The following is a 26,206-nucleotide window of genomic DNA, read 5'->3' as shown; positions in this document are numbered from 1 at the left end:
CCGCTTCCCACGGATATGACGATTCGGCGCAAAACCTGCCCCGGTGAAGACGTCTTCATGCCGCTTCTGAGCCGCCATATTCATCCATGACCGTCAGAATCCGGCGCTTGCAATCCGCGAAGGCATGGCCAGCGCGATCACGCGGAAAAGGCAGATCAACATCCACGATGTCCACTACTCGCCCGGGATTGGCTGCCATGACAACGATCTTGGTGCTGAGATAAATGGCCTCGTCCACGTCATGCGTGACGAGGATCATGGTCGTTTTCTCCACCCGCCAGAGGCGCTGAAGCTCATCCTGCAAACGCAGCCGGGTCAGCGCGTCGAGCGCTCCCAAGGGTTCATCGAGGAGCAGAATTTCGGGCTGGTTCACCAGCCCGCGCGCAATAGCCGCGCGCTGCGCCATGCCACCAGACAATTGATGCGGAAAAGCCTTTTCGAAACCGCCAAGGCCCACGAGCGCAATGTGCTCGCGAATTGCCTCCGCTTTTTCTACAGCGGTCCGCCGCGCATTGGCAAGGCCAAGGCCGATATTCTGTTCGAGCGTCAGCCACGGCAATAAACGGTGCTCCTGAAACACGATGCCGCGTGACAGGCTCGTGCCTGAGATCTTTTCACCGTTTAAAAGGATCGCGCCCTCATAATCATCATCAAGCCCGATGATCAGCCGGAGCAATGTCGATTTCCCACACCCCGAAGGACCAACGAGGCTGACGAAGGCACCGGGCTCAACAGCAAAATCGACATGCGAAAGCGCAACCAGCCGTGACCGGCCCGCCACCGCATAGGTTTTAGAGACATTATTGATTTCAAGACGTCCGGCCCCAGCCACAAAAGGGTTCATGGTCGCCCTATCCCTCGAAGCCCTGTTTCCAGCGCAGAAGGCGGCGTTGCAGCAGCGCCATGACGCGATCGATGCTGAAACCAACAAGGCCGATGATCACCATGCAGACCACCAATTGATCGGTCAGCAGGAGACCTTGCGCACGGAAGATGAGAAAGCCCAGGCCTTCGAGGCCACTCAAACCTTCCGCGACCACCACAAGCGCCCAGGCGAGCCCCGCCGCATAACGCAGCGAGACAAGAATGCTTGGCATGGCGGCGGGCAGAACGACCTGACGCACGAACTGCCAGCGGGTGAGTGTCAGGACCTTGGCGAGTTCGACATAATTTCTCTCGACCTGGCGAATGCCCTGCACTGTATTGAGGAAGACCGGGAAGAAAACCGATTTGGCGATGACCAGAATTTTGGCGGGCGCGCCAATGCCGAGCCAGAGCACGATCAAGGGCAGCCAGGCGATCGCTGGAATATGGCGGATCGTATCGAAGGTCGGGCCGAAAAAAAGTTCCACTTTGCGTGAAAGCCCCGCGGCGAATCCGAGGCCGAGAGCTGCCAGGGAACCATAGAGAAAGGCCTGACCGACAATGCTGAGACTGGCGAAAAAGTCGAGCGCGAGATTTTGCGTCGTCAGCATCTGCCAGAAAGCCTTGAGCACAGCCAAGGGCGGCGGCAGGAAAACGCGGTCGATCCAGTTCAACGACGTCGCCGTTTGCCACAGAATGAACAGGCTGACAGGCAGAATGAGTCCGATCAGATGGGCGTTCTTGAACACAAGGGCGACTTGGCCGAGACGGGCTGGCCGCCCCGCCGATTCCGACCCGTCGTCGATGACATCGGCGGATACACTCATGGATCGTCCCATATCTTTGATCGCATCGTTCAATGGTAGATCGAATGCGAACCGCCAACGAAGAAGCGACCGTCGATAAAGGCATCGACCTGTTCATCGCTCAACCGGCGTTCGGAAAGAATGTCATCGCCATTGGCCACATACCAGCCCTGAAAAGCCTTGATCGCCTGACGCGCGCGATCGGCATTGGGTTCACCGGCCATGAATTCCCATTCGCCTGCATGAGTGATCTGAAATTTGGCGACATCGAGGGGAACACGCGTCCGCCTCGCGATGATCGCCGCCGCCTCATCCACATGATCAAAGGTCCATTCGCGTGTATGTTCGCGCGCGGCCAAAAAGGCTTCGACGACTTCGGGATATTTGTTCACGAAATCGCGGCGAGCGAAATAAGTGACACGGCCGGCATCATTGACATAAACGCCATCATCGGGTGAGCGGCCAATGACTTTCAACTTGCCAGAGAGCCATGCACCGGTGAAGGCGCCAGCCGCCAGATGGGCGGAAGTGGCGTCTGTCGCCCCCGAGAGAACCGCCGCCACGGCAACCGTCGAATTATCGATCGATTCGTAACGGACACGCCCCTTTTTCTCGCGTGCATCGAAAGGCAGGCTGGCCTTGGTCAGAATTTCAAAGGGCGAGGACCAATAGCAGGAGATGCGGCTCGATCCGAATTTCTTGCCGTCCAGATCCTGCACATTCTTGATGCTCTCATTATCGGAGCGGGCGAGGATCGGCGCGCGATAACGGTTCGAGGGTTCCGACACCCAGATGACCACGCCATCGAGACCATTGGCTTTATGCACAGTGGCTGGATAGATCATCCGTTGGGCAACCGCTATGGCGCCTCCGTTCACGGCCGCAGCTTCCGCGCCGAGAAGTTCAGCCGCGCCCGGGGCGACCAGATTGATCTTCTTCGTGCCAATCTTGTCGAATTCCTCGGAGAAGAAACCCTTTTCCTCGGCGATGACGGTCCAGGGCGATAGTTGAAGGTTGATCGAGGGCAAAACCTCGGCGGCCAGGACGGGAGAAAGGCCCACCGGTTTCAACAGCATGCCAAGGGCCAGCGCCAGTGCCGCAAGGTCCCATGCGCAGCGTTGCTTCTCTCTTCCTTTGCCTCCTCCCTTGCCCCAAAAACGCATTTCGGCCTCCCCCATTAGATCGCTGGGGCCAAAGCTGTCATGCCTCGAGGGAGGAGGCAAGAGTTTTTACATAAGTTCTATAGCTTATATGTTTATTTTATTTCCAGAGGTGCTGCTTCAGATCGTTCACGACCTTCGCCACGGCTGATGACCGCCACTGCATCCGTCAGGCTCCGGTTAAGGGACGAGCACGAGGCTTCCAGTCGTCTTTCCCGCTTCAAGGTCGCTTTGCGCCTGCGCGGCGTTCGTCAGGCCATACTCATGGCCAGCGCTTGGAATGATACCTTGGCGGATCGCTGTGATGACGGCCTGCGTTGCGAAACGATAGGCGTCCTGTTCCGTCGTATAGGCCATGACGCTCGGACGCGATAGCGACAGCGAACGAATGGGGCCAAGCTCTTCAACGGGGACAGGAGGGATCGGTCCCGCCACTTGCCCGATGGAGGCCACGACCCCGAAACGCCTGACGCAACCGAGCGTTTTGCGCAGAGTTTCGCCGCCTATGCCATCGATCGCGTAATCGACGCCCTTAGCGTTGGTCAGACGACTGACCTCGGCAACGATATCTGTCTCACGACCGATAATGACGTGATCCGCACCGTTCGCGCGTGCAATGTCTGCTTTCTCGATCGATCCGACGGTCGCGATGACGGTGCAGTCAAGCTGCTTGGCCCACCTCGTCAGCGTGATGCCGAGGCCGCCCGCACCGGCATGAATGAGCAACGTCGTTCCCCTCCCAACCGGATAGGTGCGGGTCAGAAGCATATGCGCCGTCAGTCCGCGGAGGAACGAAGCGGCTGCCGTCTTGGCGCTAATGTCGTCCGGCAATTTGGTAGCACGCCAAGCCGGCAGGAGGCGCGTCGCCGCGTAGGCGCCTGGGATGCCGGCATAAGCGATACGATCACCGACATGGAAATCAGCGACGTCAGCTCCAACCGCTTCGACAACGCCGGCCCCTTCGACACCCAGGATCGCGGGAAGCGGCAAGGGATAAAGCCCAGTCCGGTGGTATATGTCGATGAAGTTGACGCCGATACCTTCGTGGCGGATGCGCAGTTCGCCGGGTGCTGGCTGTTGAGGGATGCAGTCAGCGACCCTGAGCTTGTCGATGCCACCCACGGCGGTCAATTCTACCTTCTTGTCCATTGTTTATCTCCGTTTCTGCCCGGAGTCTGGCATCTGGCATTCCGATAGAAAATTCCCTAAAATCTGACTTTTAATGTGAATATTTTAACCGATGAACTGGGACGATCTTCGCTATTTCAGTGCCTTGGCCTCGGCCGGTTCCCTGTCCGCCGCTGCTCGAATGCTCGGCGTCGAACACGCGACTGTTGCCCGCCGCATCGCATCGCTGGAAGCCTATCTAGGCATTGCCCTCATCGACCGGCGTGGACGACGATGGACTTTAACGACCGAGGGCGAACGAATAGCCGCCATCGCCGACAGGATGGAGGTTGAAGCGCGAGCTGTCCGTCGAACCGCTGATGGCGCGCGGTCCGAATTGTCTGGAACGATCACGATCAGTGCTCCACCCGCCCTTGCCGTCGAGACCCTGACCACACCACTGGTCGATTTGCAAAAGCATCATCCACGGCTGACGATCAGGATCATCGGTGAGGCACGCACGGCTTCACTTGATCGAGCCGAGGCAGATATCGCCATTCGTTTGAGCCGACCTGAAAGCGGTGATCTGACAATCACGAAACTGGGGAAGATGAACTTTCGGCTTTATGCCAGTCCCGACTATCTGGCCATTACGGCAGAAGAGAATTGGCACTTCATCGGCTCTGATGGACTGCTGGCCTCATCTCCCCAACAGACAGTGCTTGAGGAGTTTGCGAAGGGACGGTCCTTTTCGTTTTATGCCAACAGTCTGGAAATTCAGCAGGCGGCCGCGCGTGCCGGCGCAGGCATCGCTGCATTGCCGGACTTCATGGCACTGTCCGACCCGAAGTTGGTTGCGGTCTTCCAGGATGCGCGGTTGATTTCGCGGGACATATGGCTCGTGGTGCATTCAGATCTCAAACGTGCAGCACCCGTAAAGGCTGTCTCGCAATGGCTGCGCGAAGTCTTTGCGCAAAGCCGTGGTCCCACAGATAGGGATGTCTAAAGACCTATCTCCCCTGCCCGGCTCAGGGGGACCAAACCGCCTTCACCCACCGATTTCCTCGCGCAGAATTTCAAGTTCCAGCCATTCCTCCTCTGCGGCATTGAGGGCCGCGTCGGCTTTGGCGAAGGCTTCACTGGCCTGCGTGAATTTTGTTGGCTCTCGGTGATAGAGATCCTGATCGTCGAGGATCTTCTGCAACTTATCCTTCAGCGCCCGCAATTCATCGATCCTGGCCGGCAAGGTTTCCAGCGCATGTTTCTCCTTGAAACTCAAGCGCCGCTTAGTAGGTTTCTCCCCGCTTTTCTCCGAGCTCAGGGGCGCGGCGTCCGCCTTGGCCGCTCCTTTCCCATTGGGTTTGGCGGCGTTCTGGCGCTGTTCCACGCCAAAACCCCTTTGCGCCAGCATGTCGGAATAGCCGCCCGCATATTCGATCCAGCGGCCCCGCCCCTCCGACATCAGGACCGAGGTTGTCACGCGGTCGAGGAAATCGCGGTCGTGGCTGACGAGCAGGATTGTGCCCTGATAATCATTCAGCATTTCCTGCAACAGATCGAGCGTTTCGAGATCGAGATCATTGGTCGGCTCGTCCAGCACGAGGAGGTTCGAGGGCTGCGACAGAGCCTTGGCGAGCATGAGCCGACCGCGTTCGCCACCTGATAATTGCCCGATCGGCGTGCGCGCCTGTTCCGGCCCGAAGAGGAAATCCTTCATATAGCCGATGACATGTTTGCGCTCGCCATTGATTTCGACGAAATCGCTGCCGCCCCCGGTCAGAGCGTCCTTCAGCGAGATTTGCGGATCAAGACTCGCGCGGCCTTGATCGAGTGTCGCCATTTGCAGGCTGGCGCCGAGCTTGACCGTGCCTTCGTCGGGTGGCAACGCTCCGGTCAGGAGCTTGACCAAAGTGGTCTTGCCGGTGCCATTGCCGCCGACAAGGCCGAGCCTGTCGCCGCGCAGCACGCGCAGAGAGAGATTTTTGACGATTTCGCGCGCGCCATAGGATTTGGAGATCGCCTCCGCTTCGATGACGAGCTTGCCCGAAACCTTGCCTTCCGTGGCAATGAGCTGGACCTCGCTTGACCGCGACTGACGCGCCCGACGCTCGCTCCGCATGGTATTGAGATTGGCAAGACGCTTCTGGTTGCGTTTGCGCCTCGCCGTGACGCCGTAACGCAGCCAGTCTTCCTCAGCCGCGATCTTGCGGTCCATCTTGTGCTGTTGCTGTTCCTCCTCCTCGAGCACCTGGTCGCGCCAGGCCTCGAAACCGGCGAAACCCTGGTTGAGCGTGCGCGTGCGTCCACGATCGAGCCACACCGTCTGGCGCGAGAGATTTTGCAGGAACCGCCGGTCATGGCTGATAATGACGAGAGCCGAGCGCAGACTTTTCAATTCCCCTTCCAGCCATTCGATTGTCGGCAGATCGAGATGGTTGGTTGGCTCATCAAGAAGCAGAACATCGGGTTCCGGCGCCAGCACGCGGGCAAGCGCCACGCGCCGACCTTCGCCACCCGAAAGCGTGTTTGGATCTTCTTCGCCGGTGAGACCCAAATCATTGAGCAGCGCGCGGGCGCGGTAGGGATCATCCAGGGGACCAAGGCCCGCCTCGACATAGGCGAGACTGGTCGCGAAACCGGTAAAATCCGGCTCCTGCGGCAGATAGCGGATCGAGGCGTCCGGTTGCATGAAACGCGTGCCCCCATCCTGCTCGATGAGACCCGCCGCAATCTTCAAGAGCGTCGATTTACCGGACCCATTACGCCCGACGAGACAGACCCGCGCGCCCGCCGTGACCGACAGCTCGGCCGATTCCAGCAAGGGCTTGCCGCCGAGCGTCAGCATGATGTTTTGCAGCAGCAGAAGAGGTGGGGCCATGGGTTGAAGTCAAATCCCTTGCATCAATGAGTGTGGCATGATCCTAAAGGCTGAGCCTCATTCGCGGAAATATTCACTCCGCTGGACGAGAGCGTTGTGTCGGCAAAAGGCCCGCCCTGTCAACGATGGCTCCGCGAAACGCCGCAACCAAAGGTCTGGCATGCCACCCTCCCCTGCCCGCATCGAGACCGTCGACGACATTTTCTATGAGCATGTCGAAAAACCTTGGGATTTTGCCTTGGATCAAGCGGCGGAGATCGACCGGCATTGGACCAAGCTCACCGATAAAAATCCGCATTTATTCAACGGCCGCGTCCTGCTCATGCATGACTATGCGCTGACCACGCGAGAGAATCGACGCTGGCTCACCGGCCAAGGATTCGAGGCAGATTACAAGGCCTTCATGGCCTGGCGCGATTTCGGCTTCCCCGGCACCGCTGTCTATAATTGTTTCGCCATGGCGGCGCTGGTCTCGGCCGATGGCGCCTTCATGCTCGGCCAGATGAACCTCCATACGGCCAATCCCGGGCGCGTCTATTTTCCCGCCGGCACGCCCGATCCCGAGGATCTGCGCGGCACGATCATCGATCTCGAGGGAAGTGTCCTGCGCGAACTCGAGGAAGAAACCGGCCTTGGCCCCGCCGATGTGACGATCGAACCCGGCTGGACCCTCGTCTTCGACCTGCCGCGCCTTGCTTGCATGAAACGCGTGCGTAGCCCTTTGTCCGCTCAAGCGCTGCAGGAGCATTTCGCACGCTTTATCGCGCCGCAAGACCTGCCGGAACTTTCTGCGCTCGTCCCCGTCTCCTCGACGCGCGATCTCGATGAAGCCCATATGCCGGGCTTCATCCTGACTTATCTACAAGATCAATTGAATCAAGCGTGATAGCCATGCCTCGATTTGGATGCGCGGATGAGCGCCAAGGCCTCACCGTCGCGGCCGGCGGCGCAAGCCGATGACGCCTTGCTCAATTCACCCTGGATCTGTTCATAGACTTTCTGGTCGACGTTGCCAGTCGTGACATCGGCCTTCAAAATATCCTGGTAGTGATCATAATCTTTGGTACAGGCTGCCTGCGGCGGTAAATCAGGCCGCGGAGCCGTCCCTGTCGGCACAGCGGCCGCCACAACCTGGGGCTGGTTCGCCGCCGTCGTCTGATTGCAGGCGCCAAGCCCGAGCGCCAGCAAGAGCGCGCCAGCCGTGGACGCAAGCCGCACCTTCTGCATCGTTTCCCTCGTACCCGTTGAAATCACCCCTCACCTCCTCATGCTGGCAATGGATTTCCGTGTTTGAAAATGTCAATTCCGGGATTGATGAGCGTCGAAAAAACCATTTCCGTCCTTTTGACGGCCAAACGGGGTCACTCACCTGAAAGCTTGTCCAGTAAGGCTTGTCTGCCATCGTCGGTTAAGCCGAGCGCGTCAAGCCATTCCTCGAAAAGCATTTGCCGATCATTGAGCCAGAATTCATTCTCGCCCTCTTTCCGCTCGACGGCCGGTCCATCTTCTCGATGCAACAGGCCGTGGCGCAACCAGAATTTGCCGCCATCGGCATATTCAATGGCGGGTCCATCATCGCGATGACGCTTGCCGTGCTGGTACCATTCGAGATCGCCGTCAGGATCGATGACCGCAGGGCCATCCTCTCGATGCAATTCCCCGTTCTGAAACCATTCCTGTAAGCCGCTGGCATCCTCGATGGCCGGACCACCCTCGCGATGGCGCTTGCCCTCGAAAAACCATTCCGTGCTGCCGTCAGGGGCCTCGATCGCCGGTCCTTCGAGGCGATGCAATTGGCCGTCTTTCAAATAACGGCGCGTCCCGTCAGCTTCCGTTTCAATCATCGCGGCCTCATTGGAGCATCCAATCCATCCCGAAATCGGCCCCCTTTTTGAGACGATTTGCAGTGTTTACAAAGACCCCGAGCATGATACCCGCATTTGGCTATGAAAAAACATGTGGCGAATGTGGCAAAAGAGAGAACTCGCCTCATTTCGCAAGGAAAGGCAGACGAAAACGGCTGAATCATGATAAGAGAACCGCTGGTCATATAAAAGCCGCCCGCACCACCATGGCGCCCGTTACGGACCCGCTCTCGCTTGCTCCCTGGACCCGGGAAGATTAACACCACTGTGCCGCCAGCCTTTGCGAGCAAGACATTGTTTCAAGAGTGAACAGAGGTCCCTCTCAAGCACTCAATCATCAAGTCAGGAGAACGAGGGTTATGCCGTTTCGGCTCGATACGCGTAAAACCGATTTCAGCACGTCGTTTCAGGCTTTGTTGGCGATGAAGCGAGAGGCGGCGGCGGATGTCGATCACGCGGTCGCAGCGATTATCGCCGATGTCAAGGAACGGGGCGACGCCGCACTTGCCGATTATTCCCTCAAATTCGACCGGGTCACCCTCGGCCCGCAAGGCGCCCGCATTCCCCGGGAGGAGGTCGAAGCGGCGCTCACGCGTTGCGATCCGAAAGTCGTCGAGGCCCTAGCGCTCGCCCATGCGCGCATCGTGCGTTTTCATGAACGCCAAAAACCGCGCGACGAGGATTTCACCGATTCTCTTGGCGTTGAACTCGGTTGGCGCTGGCGGCCGGTCGAAGCGGCGGGCCTCTATGTACCGGGCGGCACGGCGAGCTATCCATCCTCGGTCCTGATGAATGCCGTGCCAGCCAAAGTGGCCGGCGTGCCGCGTCTTGTCATGGTGGTGCCGACGCCCGACGGCGTGGTCAATCCCCTGGTTCTCGCCGCGGCGCATCTGGCCGGTATCGATGAAATCTATCGTGTGGGCGGCGCCCAGGCGGTCGCGGCCCTGGCCTATGGCACCCAAACCATCGCCCCTGTCGCGAAGATCGTCGGGCCCGGCAATGCCTATGTCGCCGCCGCCAAGCGCCGGGTTTTCGGCACGGTGGGCATAGACATGATTGCCGGTCCGTCCGAAGTTCTCATCATCGCCGACAAAACCGCCAATCCGGACTGGATCGCGGCTGATCTTCTCGCTCAGGCCGAACATGATACCGCCGCTCAATCCATCCTGATGACGGATGACGCTTCACTCGCCGACGCGGTCGAGGCCGCCGTCACCCGTCAGCTCGCCAGCTTGCCGCGCCAGGAGATTGCCACGGCAAGCTGGAACAAATTCGGCGCGATCATCCTGCTCCAACAGATTGAACAGGCCATCACGCTTGCCGATCGGCTGGCGCCGGAACATCTCGAACTCATGTGCGCGCGGCCGGAAGCGCTCAGCGATGAGATACGCAATGCCGGCGCGATCTTTCTGGGCGCATATACGCCGGAAGCGATCGGCGATTATGTCGGCGGCTCGAACCATGTGTTGCCGACCGCGCGCTCGGCGCGTTTCTCTTCGGGCCTCGGTGTTCTCGATTTCATGAAACGGACATCGATCTTGAAATGTACGCCGCAAAGCCTCGCGAGCCTCGGCCCAGCCGCGGTCGCGCTGGGTGAGGCCGAAGGTCTCGAGGCGCATGCGCGATCCGTTTCGATCCGCCTCGATCAATCCGCTCATGATCCTCATCGTCAAGGCGCTCATGAACACCAGTCATAAATCGCCGCGCGATCGCCTGGTTTCCGTGACGCTCGACGAGGCATCGATCGGGGCGGGGACAGCGGATCAGGAACACGAACGCCAGATCGCCATTTACGATCTGCTCGACGAGAATTTTTTTGCTTTGCCTGGTCGCGACAACGGCCCCTACAGCCTGCGCATCTCGCTGCACGACGCCAAGCTCGCCCTGGACATCCGCGATGCGCGGGGCGAACAAGCCGCCGTGCATGTCCTGTCGCTGACGCCCTTTCGCGGGCTCTTGAAGGATTATTTCCTGATTTGCGAAAGCTATTATCAAGCCATCAGGACCGCTGTTCCGACCCAGATCGAAGCGATCGACATGGGCCGGCGCGGTCTGCACAATGAGGCGGCGAGCTTGCTGATGGAGCGATTGAACGGCAAGATTTCCTGCGACATGGATACGGCGCGACGTTTGTTTACGCTCGTGACGGCCTTGCATTGGAAAGGGTAAGATAAAGATATCCAATTCTGTCAAAGATGAGAGGGGTTTGACCATCAATTGTCATGATTGTGGTTTTCATGATTATTGATCGCATGCGGGGACCGGGTTGAGAAAGTGAATACCTTCAAGAGCCGGCCCCAAGCCATTCTCTTCGCTTGCAGTCAGAACGCCGTGCGCTCGCCGATGGCCGAGACGCTTGGCCGGCATTATTTCGGTAAGCGCATCTATTTTGCTTCAGCTGGTGTGAGACACGGCGAAAAAGACGCCTTTGCAATCGCCGTCATGGAAGAAATCGGCCTCGACATGACGAAGCATAAACCGCATACATTCGAGGATCTCGAGGACGCGAGTTTCGACCTCATCATAACATTGTCACCCGAGGCGCACCATAAAGCCCTCGAATTCACGCGGCATCTCGCCGTGGACGTTATCTATTGGCCAACCATCGATCCCTCCGCAACGGAAGGATCGCGCGATCATATTCTGGATGCCTATAGACAGGTACGTGATGGGCTTCTCACGCGGATCGAGGAGCTTCTGGACTATCGCCCGATCGGCGGATTGTAGACAGCGCCAGCCTTGAGAATCCCTATCGGTCGGGGAAAGTTTTCGCGAGAGCCTCGGCATTGGCGGCGATGGTGCCACGCTCCGTGATCAAGCCTGTCACCAGACGAGCCGGCGTCACATCGAAGGCATAGTTCAAGGCCTCGCTGTTTTCCGGGGTGATGCGGATCGTCTCGATACGCTTGTCTTCCGTCAGCCCCTTCAGATGCGTGACTTCCAAGGGTGATCTCTCTTCGATCGGAATGTCACGCAGACCATCTGAAATCGAAAAATCGATCGAGGGTGAAGGCGCGCAGACATAGAAGGGCACATCATTGTCAAAAGCCGCCAGCGCTTTGAGATAAGTGCCGATTTTATTGCAGACATCGCCGCTCGCCGTGGTCCTGTCCGTGCCGACAATCACGAGATCGACGAGACCATGCTGCATGAGATGGCCGCCGGCATTATCAACGATGACTGTATGCGGCACACCATGCTGTCCCAGCTCCCAAGCCGTAAGCGAGGCGCCCTGATTGCGCGGACGTGTCTCATCGACATAGACATGAATCGGAATTCCGGCTTCCTGCGCCTTGTACATGGGCGCGGTCGCGGTGCCCCAATCGACCGTGGCGAGCCAGCCAGCATTGCAATGAGTGAGAATATTGACGCGTTCGCCCTGTTTGCGCCGAGCAATCTCCTCGATCAAAACCAGGCCGTGATCACCCATGGCCTCACAAAGACGAATATCATCCTCAGCGAGCACGCCGGCATGGTTCCAGGCTGCTTCGGCGCGCTGTTCCTGTGGCAAGACCAGAAGCTTGTCAGCCATTTCCCGCAAGGCCCATTGCAAATTGACGGCCGTGGGACGCGTCGCCAGCAAAATCTCGCTCGCCCGACGCAAACCGTCATCGGAAGCATCTTTTTGCAAGGCGAGCGAAAGACCATAGGCCGCCGTGACCCCGATCAACGGGGCACCGCGCACCAGCATGGCCTTGATGGCATGCGCCGCTTCTTGGAGAGTGCGCAAATGCGCCACGGCAAAGACATGCGGCAATTGGGTTTGATCAATAATATTGACGCGGGAGCGATCCGGTTCAGGCCAGATCGATTTGAATGGCTCACCATTGACGCGCATCAGACCCAGCTCCCACACTCTCGCATCCACGATCGAGAGCCTGAAATAGCATAGGTTCCACAAGAGCACATCCCGCTTCGAGAGGATCGGGACATGCTCTCCATACCCTTGTTTCAGCGCGTGATCATCCTCTCAAAGGATCAGCCACGCGGTGCCGCGATCTCAACAATTGCTGCAAATGCTGCGCAATTCCTGATTATCGCGTTTTTGAATATTGAGGTCGAGTTCCGTTGGACCACTTCCCTGAGGAACGCCAGGATGGGGAACCGTCGCGCCCGTTCCTGTAATATTGCGGCCACGGAGCAACCTGCTGGTGTCGGGCGGTCCCATATCATTCCTGGACGATTGGGCGAAGGCCGTACCCAGGCCCAGAAAAGCAAGGAAAATGCTCAGACAAAGGGTTCTGGACATATAAATCTCCTCTTTCCAAGCTTTAATCCCAAATCCCGTCATCGGTTCGATTATGGCGCTCATCAAGGCCATCAAGAGAAGATGAACAGATCGGGATCTTCCAGAAAGGGAAAGCTTGCTGCATCAAACCAAAAAGGTTGGACCCCACTTTCTGAAGAATTTGCTGCGCTTAAGGCATGCGCAAATGGGGAACGAATGGCGGGACGATATGATGGGGTCGGATGGTTCCGATCCCGCCGATCACAAAACAGACAAGATTATGGAAATCCTGTCTACCAAGATCCAAGCGGAGCCTTGGCTCATAGGTCCAGGCTCGACGCCACGCTTTTGCGAAGGTCGATTCTAAACAGCTTAACGTTCGGCTTTTCCATGCCTTGGCGCAAGACCTGGATTTAAGAAAAATTTAAGTCGAAATGCTTATATTTCCCTCTCTCTATGTTCAGGGCGCGCATCATGGACAGTCCCGGCACCTCCTCAGAACCAGACCCATCAATGCGCCGGCTTTCCGGTCCTTCGCCGGAAAGGCTTCCCGAACATCGCGCCGAGCATTCCCATAGCGCGAATTCCAACGGCGAGCAGCCCGAGAGCTTTGAATGGACGGATCCTTCCGGCTTCGCCATCCATGACGACATCCGTTTCTCGCTCCACGAGGGGGCAACACGTCCTGAGGCCGCAATAGACGCCACCGAACAGGCTTTTTCCGAAAAGGTCCTTGGCCGTCTCTCTCAAGCCGCCATGCTCGTCTGCCTTTTAGGGCTCGGCTATATGGGCGCGACGCATTTTCTGACGTCATCGCCCACGACCACGCCTCCCGCCAAGACGCCGGCAGCCGCCTCAACGCATGCGCCGCAACAAGCCGCCGCCCAACCCGCGCCTCAAGCGGCTCCTCAAAGCGATACGATCGAAAGCTTGCGCCAGGAAGTCCGCTCGCTCAAGCAAGACCTCGACAAGCTGCATAAAACAGTCCGCGACGACACGCAGGAAATGCAAGGGTTGAAGGCCAAGATCGCCCATTCGGCCGAGCTCTTGAAGGCCGAGGAGGCCCGCGCCGAGCCGCAGCGCGGCCAAGAGGGTGTGACCAGCGTCGCCAAGCTCGACAATATCACCAAGCAGGACAAGGCACCCGTTCCGCTCCCCCCCGTCAAGCCGGAAAAGCCAAATACGGAGGACAGGAAACCGACCCTGATCTCGAGCTGGGTGGTCCGCGATGTCTATCAAGGCATCGCTCTCGTCGAAGGGAAAAAGGGAGCGCTTCAGGTCGCGCGCGGTGAGATGATTCCCGGCGCCGGCCGTGTCCAGTCTATCGAAAAAAGGGGACAAGGCTGGGTTGTGATCACCAATCAAGGCCTTGTCGATTCCGCCCGCGACTAATCCACCTTCAGATCGACGGCCTTGGGGCCTTTGCCTTTCTTGTCCGGTTCAATCTCATAGGAAAGACGCTGGCCTTCATTCAGCGCCTGAAGACCGGCGCGCTCGACCGCGGTGATATGCACGAAAATATCGCGCCCGCCATCATCCGGCTTGATGAAACCATAACCCTTGTCTGAATTGAAGAATTTAACCGTTCCCTGCTGCGACATGGACACCTTCCTCCCCTGACCAGCCGCGATCGCTCGATGCGACGCCAGCCGGTGAGTCCAGGCAGATCAGACCCTGCCCCTTGCGTGGTCCAAGCCCGGACACTTTAAGCACTTTAAGCACAACGCTTGAGCCCCGGCTGAGTTTGAGCGGGACTTGTCGATTTTTATGAATTTGTTTGCGCCCGCCTTAAGGGTTTTCCCCCATGTATAGTGTCGCTGCGGGATCAACCTTCTTGCGCTGTGCCCAATGGTGTTCCGCACCAGCCCGACGATGATGCGGCCTTTACGCCGAAGCTGTTCTCGGGTGAGACAAACCCTATGGCTTTAGCCACATGACCCTGCTCTTGGCTCTTCGCTGAGGCCTATTCACCGCTCACCCACTCCACCATGGAAGTACCGCCCTGTCCATCGGACAAGAGAGAGGCGAGCGCCGGCAAGATGATCCGCGCCTCCTCATCAAGGCCAAAGGGCGGATTGATCACCAAAAGACCATTGCGAACGAGCGGACCTTGTGGCGCAAGCGGAGCGACCTGCAATTCGAGCCGCAGCAGGCGTTTTATTCCAGCGTCGCGGAGGGCCGCCACGAAATGATCCACGCGGCGCGGCTCTTTGACCGGATACCAAACGAGATAGATCCCGGAACTCCATTTTTGCCAGGCTTCAACCAGAGCTTTGGCCAAAGTTTCAAATTCATCCGGCTTCTCGAAAGGTGGATCGATCAGCACGAGTCCACGCCGCTCGACAGGAGGAATATAGGCCTTGAGCCCGGTATAGGCATCGATCGCGGCGAAACGGAAGCGCGCATCTTCGCCGCAATTGGTTTTGAGCCGCAGCGCGGCGGAAGGCTCCAATTCGCAGCATTGCAAACGGTCTTCCCGCCGCATCAACTGGCGAGCGATCAGGGGTGAGCCTGGATAGGTGGGCGGGTCGGCTTTAACGAGGGGCGCGACGATCGCGAGATAGGGCGCGAGCAAAGCCGCAAGGTCACCGCTCAAATCGGCGGCCAACAAGCGGCCAATGCCCTGACGCCATTCGCCCGTCTTTTCCGCCCGCACATCCGCCAGGCCGTAAAGACCGCTGCCCGCATGCGTATCGATGACACGATAGGGTTTTGGCTTTCGCCCCAAATAGGTCAAGGCGCGCGCCAGGATGATGTGTTTGAACACATCGGCGAAATTGCCGGCGTGAAAATCGTGGCGATAGTTCAAGGTTCAGAACGGCTTCGGCACGGAGATTTGATAGGCGCGACAGGCCTGCGGCATAGCCTGAGGACAAGGCCGGAAACCGCGCAGATCGCGGGTGAGACAGACACGGACCTCACTCAACAGGGAGCCACGGCACGTCAGGGTCAGCATATCAGCGCGCAACCCCGGATTGGCCTCGACAAACCGGCGTTTGATCTCATTGCCTGTCAAATTTACCCACCCTGCCCCGTCACCGCGAAAGATTTCGGGAATGGTGACCATATCGCGCGCCCGGCGCACATCATCGAAATAGGCGCTGGGCGTTTTGCCGGAACAGGACCCATGCTGGCGCCATTCATGCCGGGCGAGTCCGGGATCCGGATAAAGATCCCCCGTCTCACGCAAAATGAACCAGGACGGTGCAGGCGCTGAGGGCTGACAGGCGGATGGATAGCCCTGCTCATATTGCGGCCATAGGCCGTGGACAACGAATCCCTGCCCGCCTCCATCCTGGCATTGGGAGGACGGCCTGCGCGCGCCATCCGCCCGATGGTTGGCGCAATAGGTCGCCGACCAGGACAGGGAGAGAAGATAGAAATCGAAGTCGCCTGGTTCACCGCTCGCCGCGCAAGATCGCGATCCGCAATTTTGCGCCTCGGCGGGCAGCGGGCTGGCGCTCATAACCGAGACTGCGAGCAAGGCCGCTGCAAGCGCGCACCAAGTGCGGGAAAGAAGCCTCGCCACGCCGAACCTCAGGGCTGGATGCTTTGGCAATCTGCTCCGAAACCATTGCTGCGGTCGAGCCCGGTAATACACCATTCGACGCCGACATCCATGCCCAACCAACCCATGTCCTGGCTGAGCGCATAGGAGACTTCACGCGGCTTTTGATCGTTCAGAACGACCCGCGCCCAGCAATAGCGACGGGGAATATAATCCTCGCCGGTCGTGCGATAGCCCGTTTCCCGCACATTGTCGAAACCGGTAATGGCGAGACCGCTATTCCAGAACTCGCTTTCGCGCGCCTGGAATAGCCCCTGAATTCGCCTGAACACGAAAGGATCATCACAAGCGGGGATCAGGCCGTTAAATGTATTATAGCGCCGCTCGGCCGGCGTCAGCGGACGGGCCGAGACGGCGGAGCCGATCATCAGGCCAATGCCCAGCCCCGCGAACAGCAGACATGCCGGAGAGGCAAATTTCCAGCTTATCCCGGGCAGGCTGATCCTGAACAGGTTCATTCGGCTCAAAACACCCTCCGTCATTGCCGTTCCGCGACTGATTCTCGAGGCTTCTCATCGGCAAATCATGACCGACACCCCCGCGGGTCGCAAGCCAGACGATGCTTCGCCCGTCTCCCCAGGTCAAGCCGAAAAGCCCCACAGGAAAGGTCCAGACAGCCTTTCTTGCGGGTATGTGCCTTGCTGCCAAAAGGTCAGGAAAAGGTGCGAAAGCCCTTTGTCCCAGAGAAATAGCCCTGGTTCGCCCGTTTCGACATCCAATCTTGTTTCATTTTGAAATGATCGCCGTCCCGATTTGATCACCTGTCTGGATTTGACTCATGATAGTCCACAATCCCCATACTGGCCTTTCCCTTTCCTCGCCAATAGCGGCTTTCGCCCGCTGGACCTCTTCCTTTCGCCACAGCCGGTCCTCTCGGCACGGCATTCGCCGCACCACCTGGCAAATCGGTGCAGCGCTCTCCGATTTGCTTCTTCTGCTGGTTCTGCTCGCCCTGATGGCGGGACTTGAGAGTCTTGCGGGAATCTTCGTAACCAAAATACGATGGGAACAGGGTCTGCTCCCTTTCGGCCTGCTCACCATCCTCCTTTTCATCGGCATGGCGGCGGCGCGCGGCGACTATGCCCAAGCGCGGGGACTTTCGGCTCAATCCTCGGATAGCGCGGTCCTGAAACTCTGGGGCATGGCTTTTTGCCTCGCCGCCACCCTTGGTTTTTTCCTCGCCCTTCTCGAAGGACTTTCCCGGCTGCAAGCCTTGAGCTTTCTGCTCTTCGGTGGCGTGGTCCTGGCTCTAAACCATCGTCTGGTGCGCCATTGCCTGCGTGCCGAGGCGACCAAGGGCCGGCTCAGCCTCAGGCGCATCTTTCTGGTCGGCTACGAAAACGAAATCGCCGCCTTTCAGGATCATCAGGACGCCGATGTCACGGGCATGCAGATCGTGACAGCATCCGTCCTGCGGGGCCGCGAGAGCTTGGAGGATGATCTGAAACTCGCCGCCGCCACCGCGCGCCTGCTGCGGCCGGATGATATTTTCATTCTGGTGCCTTGGGGGGACAGCGAAACGATCGACCCTTGCGTTTCCGCCTTCCGCCGCGTGCCTGCAGCTTTGCATCTCGGCTCGGAAAACGCCTTGCGACGGTACAGCGATGCCCGCGTCGTCAAAATGGGATCGCTCGCGGGGCTCACCATCGAGCAGCCTTGGTCCGGGGCCAAGGTCGTCGCCAAACGTTCGTTCGATAGTCTCATGGCCACATTGGCCCTTCTGCTCCTTGCTCCCCTGTTCGCAGTGGTCGCCATCGGCATCAAGCTCGACAGCGCAGGGCCGGTCCTGTTTCGTCAGCGCCGTTATGGGTTCAATCAGGAGCCTTTCGCGATCTTCAAGTTCCGCACGATGAATGTGCGCGAAGATGGGCGTCATGTCGAACAAGCAAAAGCCGCCGATCCACGCGTGACGAAACTGGGCCGCTTTCTGCGTCGATGGAACATCGACGAATTGCCTCAGCTTTTGAATGTTTTGCTGGGAGATATGTCACTCGTCGGCCCACGCCCGCATGCCATGGCGCATGATCAGATGTTCGAGCGCGAAGTGACGCTTTATGCGCGGCGCCACAATGTTCGTCCGGGTATTACTGGCTGGGCACAGATCAATGGATTGCGCGGCAAAGTCGATCAGGAATCCCTGCGCCGGCGGATCGAACACGATCTGTTCTATATCGATCATTGGACGATCTGGCTCGATATCAAAATTCTCTGGTGCACAATCATGTCGCGCAAGGCTTATGAAAATGCGCGTTGATCCCAAGGGTCGCAGCGGAAATCCTATCCCTCGGAGCGCAACATTTCGAACCTGTCGATTCTGTAGATCTTTTCGATCGCTTTTAGAAAATCGCGCGAAGGCTCCATGGACAGAGGTTGCCACCATTCGATTTTGAACCAGATTTCTCTTTGTTTTTCATTTGGGTGGAGGCGCGAACGCTGAAAACGCGCCTGATATCCCATGGTGCCGATTAATCGATTGAGATCCTCTTCAGGAACATCGACAGGAGAGACGATCACCAAAAGGGCCATATGTTTGCGCGATAAATTTCGCTCGAACCATTTCATGACCCACAGAATGAAGAGGCAGAGGCCGGTTGCGAGGCCTCCAAGTCGCAATTGCCCACCACCGAAGCAAAGCCCAATCGCGGTCATGATCCAGAGCGTTGCCGCCGTGGTAATGCCGGTAATCGAGGCTCCCTGTTTCAAAATGGTGCCGCCACCGATGAAACCGACCCCAGTCAGAATACCCAAAGGCAAACGCATGGGATCGAACAGCACGAACGAGGTCGGAGTCTTGCCGGTCGTGGTCACGAGAATATCGGCGAAGGTCATGGTCACCGCCGCCGCGAGACCAACGAGCATGGTGGTCCGCAAACCGGCGGTATGGCCATGCGTTTCCCGGTTGAAACCAATCAAGGCTCCAGCCAGAAGGGTCAAAGCCAGACGGACAATGATATCCGCGAAAGTAGGATCAAGGGGCATGAGTGACATTGCCCGGTTGCCGGCGCCCCGTCCTGATTGGAGACACCGGGAGACCCGTGATCTTCGATCTGTTTAATGGGTCGGCACAGCGGCGGCGACGATCGCAGGCCGTTCGCGTTTGCCGAACGTCTCCTCGAATTTCTTCTCCTGCTCGGCAGATAAGGATGAGCGCAAAACATGCCCATTGAACTGAGACAGATGGGCCAAAACCTTTTCGGGTTCGACCTTGCGGATCAGCAGCAAGAGCGCAGAACTCCCGGGCTTGAACTTCTCGCCCAGTGATTTGATGAATTCATCATTGATCCCATAATCCAGGAGACTGCCCGACAGAGCTCCGGTGCCCGCCCCGATCACGCCACCCGTGACGAAGCCGAGCAAGGGATTGAGGAACAGCAGGCCAATCACTGTCCCCCACATGGCACCGGCAAGACCACCAGAGGCCGCGCCGAGCGTCGTCAGGTCATGCTGCTGTTTAACCCTGATCTTCCCATCCGGCCCCCGAACGGCGACGATCGCTTCCTCGAGTTCGATGAGATCATCGGTCTGCATGTGCAGCAATTCGGTGAGGACACGATCAGCCTCGAAAGGATCCTCGAATCCAACGACGATCATTTCCGCCATATCCCCCCCCCCCCCGGGCTTCTTCTTTCAGTCTTTTGGCCACTTGTATTAAAGTCAGTTACGGCCCAGTCGTTCCTCTCAACTGAGAAACAAGTCGCGAAATTGATGCGGCTGCGAACGCAAATATTGCGGCGGCGCTTTGACATGGGCGCCGAAATAGGCGGCCGCATGCCAAGGCCAACGCGGATTATAAAGAATAGCCCTTGCGAGCGCGATCAGATCCGCGTCGCCCGTACTGACAATTGCCTCGGCCTGTTCATAGCCGGTGATGAGACCGACCGCGACAACCGGTATTTTGACGGCCGCCTTGACAGCTCGAGCAAGCGGCACCTGATAGCTCGGACCGATCGGGATCTTCTGTTCCGCGGCGAGACCGCCACTCGAAACATGAATGGCGTCGCATCCCCGCGCTTCGAGCGCCTTGGCGAAAGCAATGGTCTGCTCGACCTCCCAGCCACCCTCGACCCAATCCGTGCCAGAAACCCGAACGCTCACCGGCCGTCCGGCCGGAAAGGCCGCCCGCACGGCATCGAACACTTCCAGGGGGAAACGCATCCGGTTTTCGAGACTGCCGCCATAGTCATCCGTGCGCTGGTTGGAAATCGGCGACAGAAATTGGTGCAGCAAATAGCCATGCGCGGCATGGATCTGCACGAGATCGATGCCAAGACGGCCGGCGCGCTTCGCGGCCTCCGCAAAGGCCTCGCGGACACGGATCAGTCCATCCTTGTCGAGCGCTGTGGGTGGCGTGTCGCCTTTATGAAGAGCGACGGCCGAGGGCGCGACCGTTTGCCAGCCATTGGGTTTATCGGCGGCGATTTTGGCCCCACCCTTCCAGGGCAGATCGGTCGAAGCCTTGCGTCCCGCATGTGCAAGCTGCATCCCGATCGGCATATCGGAATAGCGGCGAACACCGTCCAGCGTGCGGCGCAGGGCGGCTTCTGTCACATCGTCCCAGAGGCCAATATCCGCATAGGAAATGCGGCCCTCGGGCAAAACCGCCGTCGCCTCAATGGTCAATAGGGCGGCGCCAGACAGAGCCAGATTGCCGAGATGGATGAGATGCCAATCCTGCGCGACGCCATCCACGGCCGAATATTGGCACATTGGCGCGATGATAATGCGATTGGTCAGCGCCAAGGAACCGACCTGAAAAGGCGTGAAGAGGTATGGCGTGCTCATGGCTTTCCCTGGATGTTCCCTGTTTCATTTGTGGAAGGATCGCATGATCAGCACGAGGTCCGGTAGTCAGGATTCCGTGAAGAGACAAGGCCGTGCGAATCCCACAAATTTTCTTGCTATTTTAGCACGTGCTCTGTAGCCGGCAGCCTGAAATCTCCCCGGGCCAGTGCGACAAATCCGGCTATATCAACCTCTTCGGCTCGCAGGGTCGGTGCAAGACCAGCAGCCTCGATCAAGGCAGATGTTCCCCCTCCCAAGAGACTTTTGAGCGATTGCCGCAGCATTTTACGACGCTGCCCAAAGGCGGCCTGGGTCACGGCGGAGAGCTTTTCCCGGTCGCAAGTCAGCGGCTCGGCACGCGGCACGAGTTCGACAACGGCCGAGGTCACCTTGGGGGGCGGTGTGAAAGCGGAAGGCGAGACATCGAAAAGAATGCGGGTCTCGCAACGCCAATTGCACAGGACCGCCAGTCGGCCGTAATCGGCCCGTTGCGCAGGAGTCGCCACGATGCGTTCGGCAACCTCGCGCTGAAACATTAACACCAGGCGATCGAACCAAGGCGGCCAGGGCTCGGTCTCGATCCAGCGCGTGAGCAGAGCCGTGCCGATATTATAGGGCAGATTGGCGCAGATCCTGGCCGGCCGGTAAGAAGCGACCAATAAGCCGAGATCCGTGGTCAGGGCATCACCGGCGACGACCTCCAGCCGACCCGGATAATGCGCGGCAATTTCAGCGAGGGCGGGCAGACAACGCTCATCCTGCTCGATGGCGATGACTTTGGGCGCTCCCTCGGCCAGGAGAGCGCGCGTCAAACCTCCAGGACCCGGGCCGATTTCCACGATCAGCGCCGTCTTTGAAGGATCCGCAGCGCGAGCGATGCGGCCCGTCAGATTAAGGTCGAAGAGGAAATTCTGGCCAAGCGCCTTTTTGGCGGCAAGACCATAGGTCGCCACGACCTCGCGCAAAGGCGGCAGATCATCCTTTGTCGCACTCATGCAGCACAAGCACATGCGGCGAGCCAACAGACGCGTTCAAGCACCGCGATCAGGCTCGCCGGATTGGCAAGGCTGCGTCCGAGGGCACGGCTCTTTGAAAAAGCGCCCAATGCACTGATACATTCAGAGGATGCATAATCCATATTTTGGCGTGCACTCGATTCTTGAATGGGTGCCGGTGCATACGTTCATCACGGATGCACAATGACCGCATGGTCACGCATCTCCTTCAGCCGCTTGGCGCGATCCGCCGACAAGCGCGTTGCGAGAATCTTTTGCGAGATCTGCTGTCGCAGGGCAGTGTCATCCAGCGCCGCTCCCTTGCGGCAGACGGCGATCATTTCAAGACCCGCGCTGGAGCGTTGTGGCGGCGTGAGATGGCCAACGGGGGTCTTGTCGAGAAGATTGCGCAAGCCTTCGCTAATTTCGGTAGAGGTGCGGCGGATCGGATCACGGATCGTCACATCATTCAATGCGAAGACCATTTTCTCACCCGACTCGCAGTCGGCGAAGCGCTGGCGCAATTGCTCGGCCTCCTGCCCACGCGCATTGATTGCGGCGGGCGCGACATTATTGGGCAAGCTGAAGATGACCTGACGCAAGGTATATTCCGTTCCAGCCGCCGCCTTGCCGCCCTGCCTCGCCAATTCCTTCCGAACTTCCGTTTCGCTGGCCTCAACCCCCTTGTTCAGGGCGCCAACCAAGGCACCGAAGGCGAGATCAGCGCCGAAATGGGCCTTGAAATGATCTGGAGAGACGCCGGCATTCTGCAAGGCCGCGATCAGGGCCTCGGGTTGCACCTTCATCTCCTGCGCGACACGGACGATTTCCTGGCCAATATCGGCATCCTTCGGCTTGACGCCGTAGCGGGCCGCTTCATGGGTCTCGAGCCGATCGGTATAAAGGCTCTCCATCGCAGCTTCACGGGTCGCGGGCTTGCGCAGAACCCGCAGCATTTTCATCCGTTCATCGACATCTATATTGGTGATGGGATCACCATTGATGCTCGCAATGATCGTCTGTGCCTGGACATCGGTCGAACCCACCACGACCATGCCCAACGAGGACAGGCCCAACAATGACAGACCCAAAAGGCCTGGCAAGAATCTCATCGGGCGAGGGCCGAACACTGGAGAGAAGCGATCTCGTGGCGCGACAGGAGCGACGGCAAGAGCTTGCCGGAAGAAACGGCCGGCTGTTTTCATCGTTATACGTCTTCCTTTTAATCCGTTTCGTCTCTGCGCGGCCCCCGAAATCACGCGCGCTTCAGATGGCCCGGGCGATCAATATTTCACGCCATCGAGCGTATTGTAATTCGTAAACGCCTTGCTGAACTTGAATTCTCCCAATGTTCGCAATTGAAAGGAAACAAGGAAAGTCTGGTTACGATACAATGTGCCGCTGCCCGTGTCCTGATCGAAAGAATTATACATCAAGCTGAAGGTCGTGCAGTCATCCTGATAACCGCCGCTGATGCCATAGCTCGCCGGGTAGAACAGGGCTGGGTGCGTGTTACCGATAATATCGGGCGGATAAAAATGCCGGGTCATGTCGAAGGTGATATTACCCTGGACAAAATAATTATCATTGATCTGGTAGCGCGAACTCACTGACAGACCCTGGCGGCGAACGTCATAACCAATTTCCGGCTGTTGCGTATAATTGGCATATTGGACCGAACCGGTCCAGGCACCGAGATTGTAAGTCCCAATGACATCGATACGCCGCGGCGCGAATGTATCCACATTGAAACGGCCCTGAGCCGTCAAAGCAAAGGCCGAGGATGGGGCGATCGTGAAGGAGCCGACATAATCAGACAAGCGCGTATCGAGACCAGAGTTCAAGCCGACATTGGCCGCATCCGGCGTGGCATAAGCATTCTGACCAGCCACTTGATAGGATTGTCCGGCGATCAGGCTTGCATAGCCGCCATTGTCGAAAGTCAACATCGCCTGACCGCCGTAATTGGCGCGGATGCCGTTTTCGAAACGGTCGTAACCGGAAAACTTGTTCCACTCGAAGAGATTCGATGTGTCGAAGACCAGACTTTGCGCATCGAGATTGACGAGCGAATTATAGCCAATCTGGCTGTTCGGACGCAGAATGATCTGCCCGATCGGTTCGACGGTCAGCGTGCCTATGCTGGTCTTGGCAAAGAGCGGATAGCGATATTCAAGCCCGGCCCCGGGGGTGAATTGACCATAGAAAGCCGAGGCTCGATTGCCAAGAAACGCCAGTTGCGAGGCGTTGGTATAGGTCGAACTGGTGACACCATTGGAAAATGTATAGCTGTTTGTCGTATTCAAATTGAGCCATTGCCCATTGAAACGAGCGAAGGCAAAAGGCGTCCAGACTTCACCAAGCGGATCGACAATCTTGCGTTTCCAAGATGTCTCGAGTGTCGCGCGCGTATAATCACCGCCGATGCCACGCAGGAGGCAATCACCGTTCGTACGGCCCGGCTGATAATTATTGCAGATGTCATAGAGGTTATAAGCACTATCCAATTGCCTTGGGCCGACGGCCTGATAGCTCGCGGAGGCTGCGGACAGGCTCGTAAGATTGAAATTGACCTCGGCCTGGCCGCCAATGCCATGGGTCTTTTCAGGATCGATGTCGAAGGTCTTGTTATAGTCCCAGACCGGCCGCACCCAGGGTTGCTGCGGCTGGAAGTCATGGCTCGACAGGCCCGTGAAATGATAACCGCGCAGATCGAAAAAGCCGCGATCGGCCTGCCCCGTGAGATAGACGGTGGACGTCGATTCGGCGATGTAATTGGACGACAGCGTCTGGGTTGAAACCTGATAATCCCACAGGAACCATTTGTCCGAAAGCAGCGTGAATTCCCAGCCGAATTTCCAATAGTCGGACAGCGCGAACTGGCCCTTGCTTTCCAGATCGCCACGCGAACGATGGCTGCCCGATCCCCAGGGTGAGGCAGGGAAGGCATAGGGATTACTTTCCACAATACCGTTGCCGCGAATGTAGTAGTATCCGTTTTCGAGCCGATGGCGCCATTCGGCGCTACCGAAAAAGCCCTGTTCCGAATAGGCCGTTGGCGTCACGGTAATATCGTAATTGGGCGCGAGCGCCCAGAAGATCGGCACCCCTACCCCATAGCCGAGACGGCTTTTATTGAGATAATGCGGCGAGAGAATGCCGGATTTGCGGGTGACCGTCGGGTCTGGGCTCGAGAAGAACGGCATGCTGGCGAGGGGAATGCCAAGCAGTTCCAGCGATGCGTCCTCGTAATAAATCATATGCTCATCGTTCTTGTGAACGATGCGCTTGGCCCGCACCTGCCAGAATCGCGGCCGGTCGGGATTGTCTTGGCAGGGCTTACAGGCCGTATAGGTGCCTTTGTCGAAGACCGCCGTATCCTCGGCGATCCGTTCCATATGCGGGGCGCTGAAATAGGTCTTATCCGCGCTTTCGTAGCGCAAGCTCTCGACGAAACCGTCACGAAAATCATCGCTCAGGTCGAAACGCTCGCCATACATGACGCTGCCGTCACGCTCGGTCATTTTCGCATGACCCTCGGCATAGACGCGTCCTGTCTTGCGCTCGTAGGTGACCCGATCAGCCTCGAGCACCCGGCCATCCAGATAGACCTGAGCATTGCCGACGGCGGCGACAGTGTCCTTTTCGGCATCGTAACGCATTTCCGCCGCCTCAACGAGCATCCGTTCTTTTTTGGGCGGCGATGCTTCATTGGCGGGAGACACTTGGCCCGCTGGAGATCCGGCGGCCGGGACAGTGGCTTTTTGGGCGCGTGCATCCGCATTCGCCGGCGCGGCAAGCGCAGCGGCGTCGAACAAAGCGGACATGCCGATTCCCGACAAGACCACGACCAGAATCGATGGCGACAAGACCGCGGAACACCAAAAGCCACGAACCCTGGAACCGTGTCGGGTCTTTGTCCTCGACAAGCCTGGATTTACGGGGCAAAAACG

Annotated in this window: 26 protein-coding genes; 8 read left to right on the top strand and 18 right to left on the bottom strand. The window is 58.2% G+C overall.

The genetic code is table 11. From position 1 onward, the window contains the following. Positions 1 to 55 precede the first annotated feature (55 nt). From BIND_RS03485 to BIND_RS03470, 4 genes are all read right to left on the bottom strand, one after another. Positions 56 to 844 (bottom strand): ABC transporter ATP-binding protein, encoded by a 789-nt coding sequence (locus tag BIND_RS03485; RefSeq protein ID WP_012383685.1) that lies wholly within the window; start codon positions 842 to 844, stop codon positions 56 to 58. 7 nt (positions 845 to 851) lie between these two features. After that, complete coding sequence (locus tag BIND_RS03480; RefSeq protein WP_012383684.1) at positions 852 to 1,691, bottom strand: ABC transporter permease; 840 nt, start codon at positions 1,689 to 1,691, stop codon at positions 852 to 854. Positions 1,692 to 1,720: 29 nt separating this feature from the next. Then, entirely contained in the window at positions 1,721 to 2,833 is a 1,113-nt protein-coding gene (locus BIND_RS03475) for an ABC transporter substrate-binding protein (protein ID WP_012383683.1), read from the bottom strand. A gap of 177 nt (positions 2,834 to 3,010) precedes the next feature. Continuing rightward, positions 3,011 to 3,979: a quinone oxidoreductase family protein gene (locus tag BIND_RS03470; protein WP_012383682.1), complete on the bottom strand. Its 969-nt coding sequence runs from the start codon at positions 3,977 to 3,979 to the stop codon at positions 3,011 to 3,013. 91 nt (positions 3,980 to 4,070) lie between these two features. Here BIND_RS03470 and BIND_RS03465 point away from each other — a divergent pair, with 91 nt between their 5' ends. Further along, positions 4,071 to 4,943, top strand: coding sequence for a LysR family transcriptional regulator (locus BIND_RS03465; protein ID WP_012383681.1), 873 nt, complete (start codon positions 4,071 to 4,073; stop codon positions 4,941 to 4,943). A gap of 42 nt (positions 4,944 to 4,985) precedes the next feature. Here the strand turns inward: BIND_RS03465 and BIND_RS03460 are convergent, their stop codons facing one another. Then, complete coding sequence (locus BIND_RS03460; RefSeq protein ID WP_012383680.1) at positions 4,986 to 6,815, bottom strand: ABC-F family ATP-binding cassette domain-containing protein; 1,830 nt, start codon at positions 6,813 to 6,815, stop codon at positions 4,986 to 4,988. A 160-nt stretch (positions 6,816 to 6,975) separates the two neighbouring features. Between BIND_RS03460 and BIND_RS03455 the strand changes: the two genes are divergently transcribed. Then, the gene (locus BIND_RS03455) at positions 6,976 to 7,701 is read left to right on the top strand and encodes an NUDIX hydrolase (RefSeq protein WP_012383679.1); all 726 of its coding nucleotides are present in this window, start codon (positions 6,976 to 6,978) and stop codon (positions 7,699 to 7,701) included. Here the strand turns inward: BIND_RS03455 and BIND_RS03450 are convergent. Both BIND_RS03450 and BIND_RS03445 read right to left on the bottom strand, forming a co-directional pair. Beyond that, positions 7,692 to 8,042, bottom strand: coding sequence for a hypothetical protein (locus tag BIND_RS03450; protein WP_012383678.1), 351 nt, complete (start codon positions 8,040 to 8,042; stop codon positions 7,692 to 7,694). The genes BIND_RS03455 and BIND_RS03450 overlap by 10 nt on opposite strands. 134 nt (positions 8,043 to 8,176) lie before the next feature. Continuing rightward, on the bottom strand, positions 8,177 to 8,659 hold the full coding sequence (locus tag BIND_RS03445; RefSeq protein WP_012383677.1) for a hypothetical protein: 483 nt from the start codon (positions 8,657 to 8,659) through the stop codon (positions 8,177 to 8,179). 380 nt (positions 8,660 to 9,039) lie between these two features. On the opposite strand from BIND_RS03445, the gene hisD reads away from it, so the two are divergent. The 3 genes from hisD (at position 9,040) to BIND_RS03430 (ending at position 11,407) form a co-directional block, all read left to right on the top strand. Next, positions 9,040 to 10,377, top strand: a complete 1,338-nt coding sequence (gene hisD, locus BIND_RS03440; protein ID WP_012383676.1) for a histidinol dehydrogenase — start codon at positions 9,040 to 9,042, stop codon at positions 10,375 to 10,377. Further along, a complete protein-coding gene (locus tag BIND_RS03435; RefSeq protein WP_050763895.1) occupies positions 10,337 to 10,849 on the top strand; it encodes a UPF0262 family protein in 513 nt (170 codons plus the stop codon). The genes hisD and BIND_RS03435 overlap by 41 nt, the downstream gene beginning before the upstream one ends. A gap of 105 nt (positions 10,850 to 10,954) precedes the next feature. Continuing rightward, positions 10,955 to 11,407, top strand: coding sequence for an arsenate-mycothiol transferase ArsC (locus BIND_RS03430; protein ID WP_012383674.1), 453 nt, complete (start codon positions 10,955 to 10,957; stop codon positions 11,405 to 11,407). Positions 11,408 to 11,429: 22 nt separating this feature from the next. Here the strand turns inward: BIND_RS03430 and mtnA are convergent, their stop codons facing one another. Further along, positions 11,430 to 12,518 carry an S-methyl-5-thioribose-1-phosphate isomerase gene (gene mtnA / locus BIND_RS03425; protein WP_012383673.1) on the bottom strand — a complete coding sequence of 363 codons (1,089 nt, stop codon included), beginning with the start codon at positions 12,516 to 12,518 and terminating at the stop codon, positions 11,430 to 11,432. Between the two features lie 93 nt (positions 12,519 to 12,611). On the opposite strand from mtnA, the gene BIND_RS21175 reads away from it, so the two are divergent. Both BIND_RS21175 and BIND_RS03410 read left to right on the top strand, forming a co-directional pair. Further along, positions 12,612 to 13,325 (top strand): hypothetical protein, encoded by a 714-nt coding sequence (locus BIND_RS21175; RefSeq protein WP_012383672.1) that lies wholly within the window; start codon positions 12,612 to 12,614, stop codon positions 13,323 to 13,325. A 57-nt stretch (positions 13,326 to 13,382) separates the two neighbouring features. Then, a complete protein-coding gene (locus tag BIND_RS03410; RefSeq protein WP_012383671.1) occupies positions 13,383 to 14,300 on the top strand; it encodes a hypothetical protein in 918 nt (305 codons plus the stop codon). Here the strand turns inward: BIND_RS03410 and BIND_RS03405 are convergent. From BIND_RS03405 to BIND_RS03390, 4 genes are all read right to left on the bottom strand, one after another. After that, positions 14,297 to 14,509: a cold-shock protein gene (locus BIND_RS03405; RefSeq protein ID WP_012383670.1), complete on the bottom strand. Its 213-nt coding sequence runs from the start codon at positions 14,507 to 14,509 to the stop codon at positions 14,297 to 14,299. The genes BIND_RS03410 and BIND_RS03405 overlap by 4 nt on opposite strands. 362 nt (positions 14,510 to 14,871) lie before the next feature. Then, positions 14,872 to 15,717, bottom strand: a complete 846-nt coding sequence (locus tag BIND_RS03400) for a 23S rRNA (adenine(2030)-N(6))-methyltransferase RlmJ (RefSeq protein ID WP_012383669.1) — start codon at positions 15,715 to 15,717, stop codon at positions 14,872 to 14,874. A 3-nt stretch (positions 15,718 to 15,720) separates the two neighbouring features. Continuing rightward, positions 15,721 to 16,437, bottom strand: coding sequence for a ribonuclease T2 family protein (locus BIND_RS03395; RefSeq protein WP_012383668.1), 717 nt, complete (start codon positions 16,435 to 16,437; stop codon positions 15,721 to 15,723). A gap of 8 nt (positions 16,438 to 16,445) precedes the next feature. Next, entirely contained in the window at positions 16,446 to 16,958 is a 513-nt protein-coding gene (locus tag BIND_RS03390) for a hypothetical protein (protein ID WP_012383667.1), read from the bottom strand. Between the two features lie 296 nt (positions 16,959 to 17,254). Between BIND_RS03390 and BIND_RS03385 the strand changes: the two genes are divergently transcribed. After that, positions 17,255 to 18,730, top strand: a complete 1,476-nt coding sequence (locus BIND_RS03385) for an exopolysaccharide biosynthesis polyprenyl glycosylphosphotransferase (RefSeq protein ID WP_012383666.1) — start codon at positions 17,255 to 17,257, stop codon at positions 18,728 to 18,730. Positions 18,731 to 18,753: 23 nt separating this feature from the next. Here BIND_RS03385 and BIND_RS03380 read toward each other — a convergent pair whose 3' ends face one another. The 6 genes from BIND_RS03380 to BIND_RS03355 all read right to left on the bottom strand — a co-directional run bounded on the left by BIND_RS03380 (position 18,754) and on the right by BIND_RS03355 (position 26,080). After that, complete coding sequence (locus tag BIND_RS03380) at positions 18,754 to 19,455, bottom strand: MgtC/SapB family protein (protein ID WP_148210543.1); 702 nt, start codon at positions 19,453 to 19,455, stop codon at positions 18,754 to 18,756. 72 nt (positions 19,456 to 19,527) lie between these two features. Next, positions 19,528 to 20,076: a DUF1269 domain-containing protein gene (locus tag BIND_RS03375; RefSeq protein WP_012383664.1), complete on the bottom strand. Its 549-nt coding sequence runs from the start codon at positions 20,074 to 20,076 to the stop codon at positions 19,528 to 19,530. Positions 20,077 to 20,154: 78 nt separating this feature from the next. Beyond that, entirely contained in the window at positions 20,155 to 21,258 is a 1,104-nt protein-coding gene (locus tag BIND_RS03370; RefSeq protein ID WP_012383663.1) for an NADH:flavin oxidoreductase/NADH oxidase, read from the bottom strand. Positions 21,259 to 21,374: 116 nt separating this feature from the next. Next, positions 21,375 to 22,253: a 16S rRNA (adenine(1518)-N(6)/adenine(1519)-N(6))-dimethyltransferase RsmA gene (gene rsmA, locus BIND_RS03365; protein ID WP_041777903.1), complete on the bottom strand. Its 879-nt coding sequence runs from the start codon at positions 22,251 to 22,253 to the stop codon at positions 21,375 to 21,377. A 191-nt stretch (positions 22,254 to 22,444) separates the two neighbouring features. Next, the gene (locus BIND_RS03360) at positions 22,445 to 23,458 is read right to left on the bottom strand and encodes a SurA N-terminal domain-containing protein (RefSeq protein ID WP_244395952.1); all 1,014 of its coding nucleotides are present in this window, start codon (positions 23,456 to 23,458) and stop codon (positions 22,445 to 22,447) included. A gap of 78 nt (positions 23,459 to 23,536) precedes the next feature. Further along, a complete protein-coding gene (locus tag BIND_RS03355; RefSeq protein WP_041778390.1) occupies positions 23,537 to 26,080 on the bottom strand; it encodes an LPS-assembly protein LptD in 2,544 nt (847 codons plus the stop codon). Positions 26,081 to 26,206: the final 126 nt, after the last annotated feature.

Origin of the sequence: Beijerinckia indica subsp. indica ATCC 9039, assembly GCF_000019845.1 — a bacterium.
Classification (GTDB): domain Bacteria; phylum Pseudomonadota; class Alphaproteobacteria; order Rhizobiales; family Beijerinckiaceae; genus Beijerinckia; species Beijerinckia indica.
Note: the sequence above shows the minus strand (reverse complement) of the source record. Positions and strands in the feature narration are given on the sequence as shown.

Coding starts and splice junctions, on each gene's coding strand:
- BIND_RS03360 (WP_244395952.1), bottom strand. CDS start 23,458: ATGAAAACAGCCGGCCGTTTCTTCCGGCAAGCTCTTGCCGTCGCTCCT.
- BIND_RS03370 (WP_012383663.1), bottom strand. CDS start 21,258: ATGAGCACGCCATACCTCTTCACGCCTTTTCAGGTCGGTTCCTTGGCG.
- hisD (WP_012383676.1), top strand. CDS start 9,040: ATGCCGTTTCGGCTCGATACGCGTAAAACCGATTTCAGCACGTCGTTT.
- mtnA (WP_012383673.1), bottom strand. CDS start 12,518: ATGCGCGTCAATGGTGAGCCATTCAAATCGATCTGGCCTGAACCGGAT.
- BIND_RS03380 (WP_148210543.1), bottom strand. CDS start 19,455: ATGCCCCTTGATCCTACTTTCGCGGATATCATTGTCCGTCTGGCTTTG.
- BIND_RS03355 (WP_041778390.1), bottom strand. CDS start 26,080: ATGTCCGCTTTGTTCGACGCCGCTGCGCTTGCCGCGCCGGCGAATGCG.
- BIND_RS03450 (WP_012383678.1), bottom strand. CDS start 8,042: ATGCAGAAGGTGCGGCTTGCGTCCACGGCTGGCGCGCTCTTGCTGGCG.
- BIND_RS03475 (WP_012383683.1), bottom strand. CDS start 2,833: ATGCGTTTTTGGGGCAAGGGAGGAGGCAAAGGAAGAGAGAAGCAACGC.
- BIND_RS03485 (WP_012383685.1), bottom strand. CDS start 844: ATGAACCCTTTTGTGGCTGGGGCCGGACGTCTTGAAATCAATAATGTC.
- BIND_RS03465 (WP_012383681.1), top strand. CDS start 4,071: ATGAACTGGGACGATCTTCGCTATTTCAGTGCCTTGGCCTCGGCCGGT.
- BIND_RS03390 (WP_012383667.1), bottom strand. CDS start 16,958: ATGACGGAGGGTGTTTTGAGCCGAATGAACCTGTTCAGGATCAGCCTG.
- BIND_RS03385 (WP_012383666.1), top strand. CDS start 17,255: ATGATAGTCCACAATCCCCATACTGGCCTTTCCCTTTCCTCGCCAATA.
- BIND_RS03410 (WP_012383671.1), top strand. CDS start 13,383: ATGGACAGTCCCGGCACCTCCTCAGAACCAGACCCATCAATGCGCCGG.
- BIND_RS21175 (WP_012383672.1), top strand. CDS start 12,612: ATGCTCTCCATACCCTTGTTTCAGCGCGTGATCATCCTCTCAAAGGAT.
- BIND_RS03405 (WP_012383670.1), bottom strand. CDS start 14,509: ATGTCGCAGCAGGGAACGGTTAAATTCTTCAATTCAGACAAGGGTTAT.
- BIND_RS03435 (WP_050763895.1), top strand. CDS start 10,337: ATGATCCTCATCGTCAAGGCGCTCATGAACACCAGTCATAAATCGCCG.
- BIND_RS03445 (WP_012383677.1), bottom strand. CDS start 8,659: ATGATTGAAACGGAAGCTGACGGGACGCGCCGTTATTTGAAAGACGGC.
- BIND_RS03480 (WP_012383684.1), bottom strand. CDS start 1,691: ATGAGTGTATCCGCCGATGTCATCGACGACGGGTCGGAATCGGCGGGG.
- BIND_RS03455 (WP_012383679.1), top strand. CDS start 6,976: ATGCCACCCTCCCCTGCCCGCATCGAGACCGTCGACGACATTTTCTAT.
- BIND_RS03470 (WP_012383682.1), bottom strand. CDS start 3,979: ATGGACAAGAAGGTAGAATTGACCGCCGTGGGTGGCATCGACAAGCTC.
- BIND_RS03460 (WP_012383680.1), bottom strand. CDS start 6,815: ATGGCCCCACCTCTTCTGCTGCTGCAAAACATCATGCTGACGCTCGGC.
- BIND_RS03375 (WP_012383664.1), bottom strand. CDS start 20,076: ATGGCGGAAATGATCGTCGTTGGATTCGAGGATCCTTTCGAGGCTGAT.
- rsmA (WP_041777903.1), bottom strand. CDS start 22,253: ATGAGTGCGACAAAGGATGATCTGCCGCCTTTGCGCGAGGTCGTGGCG.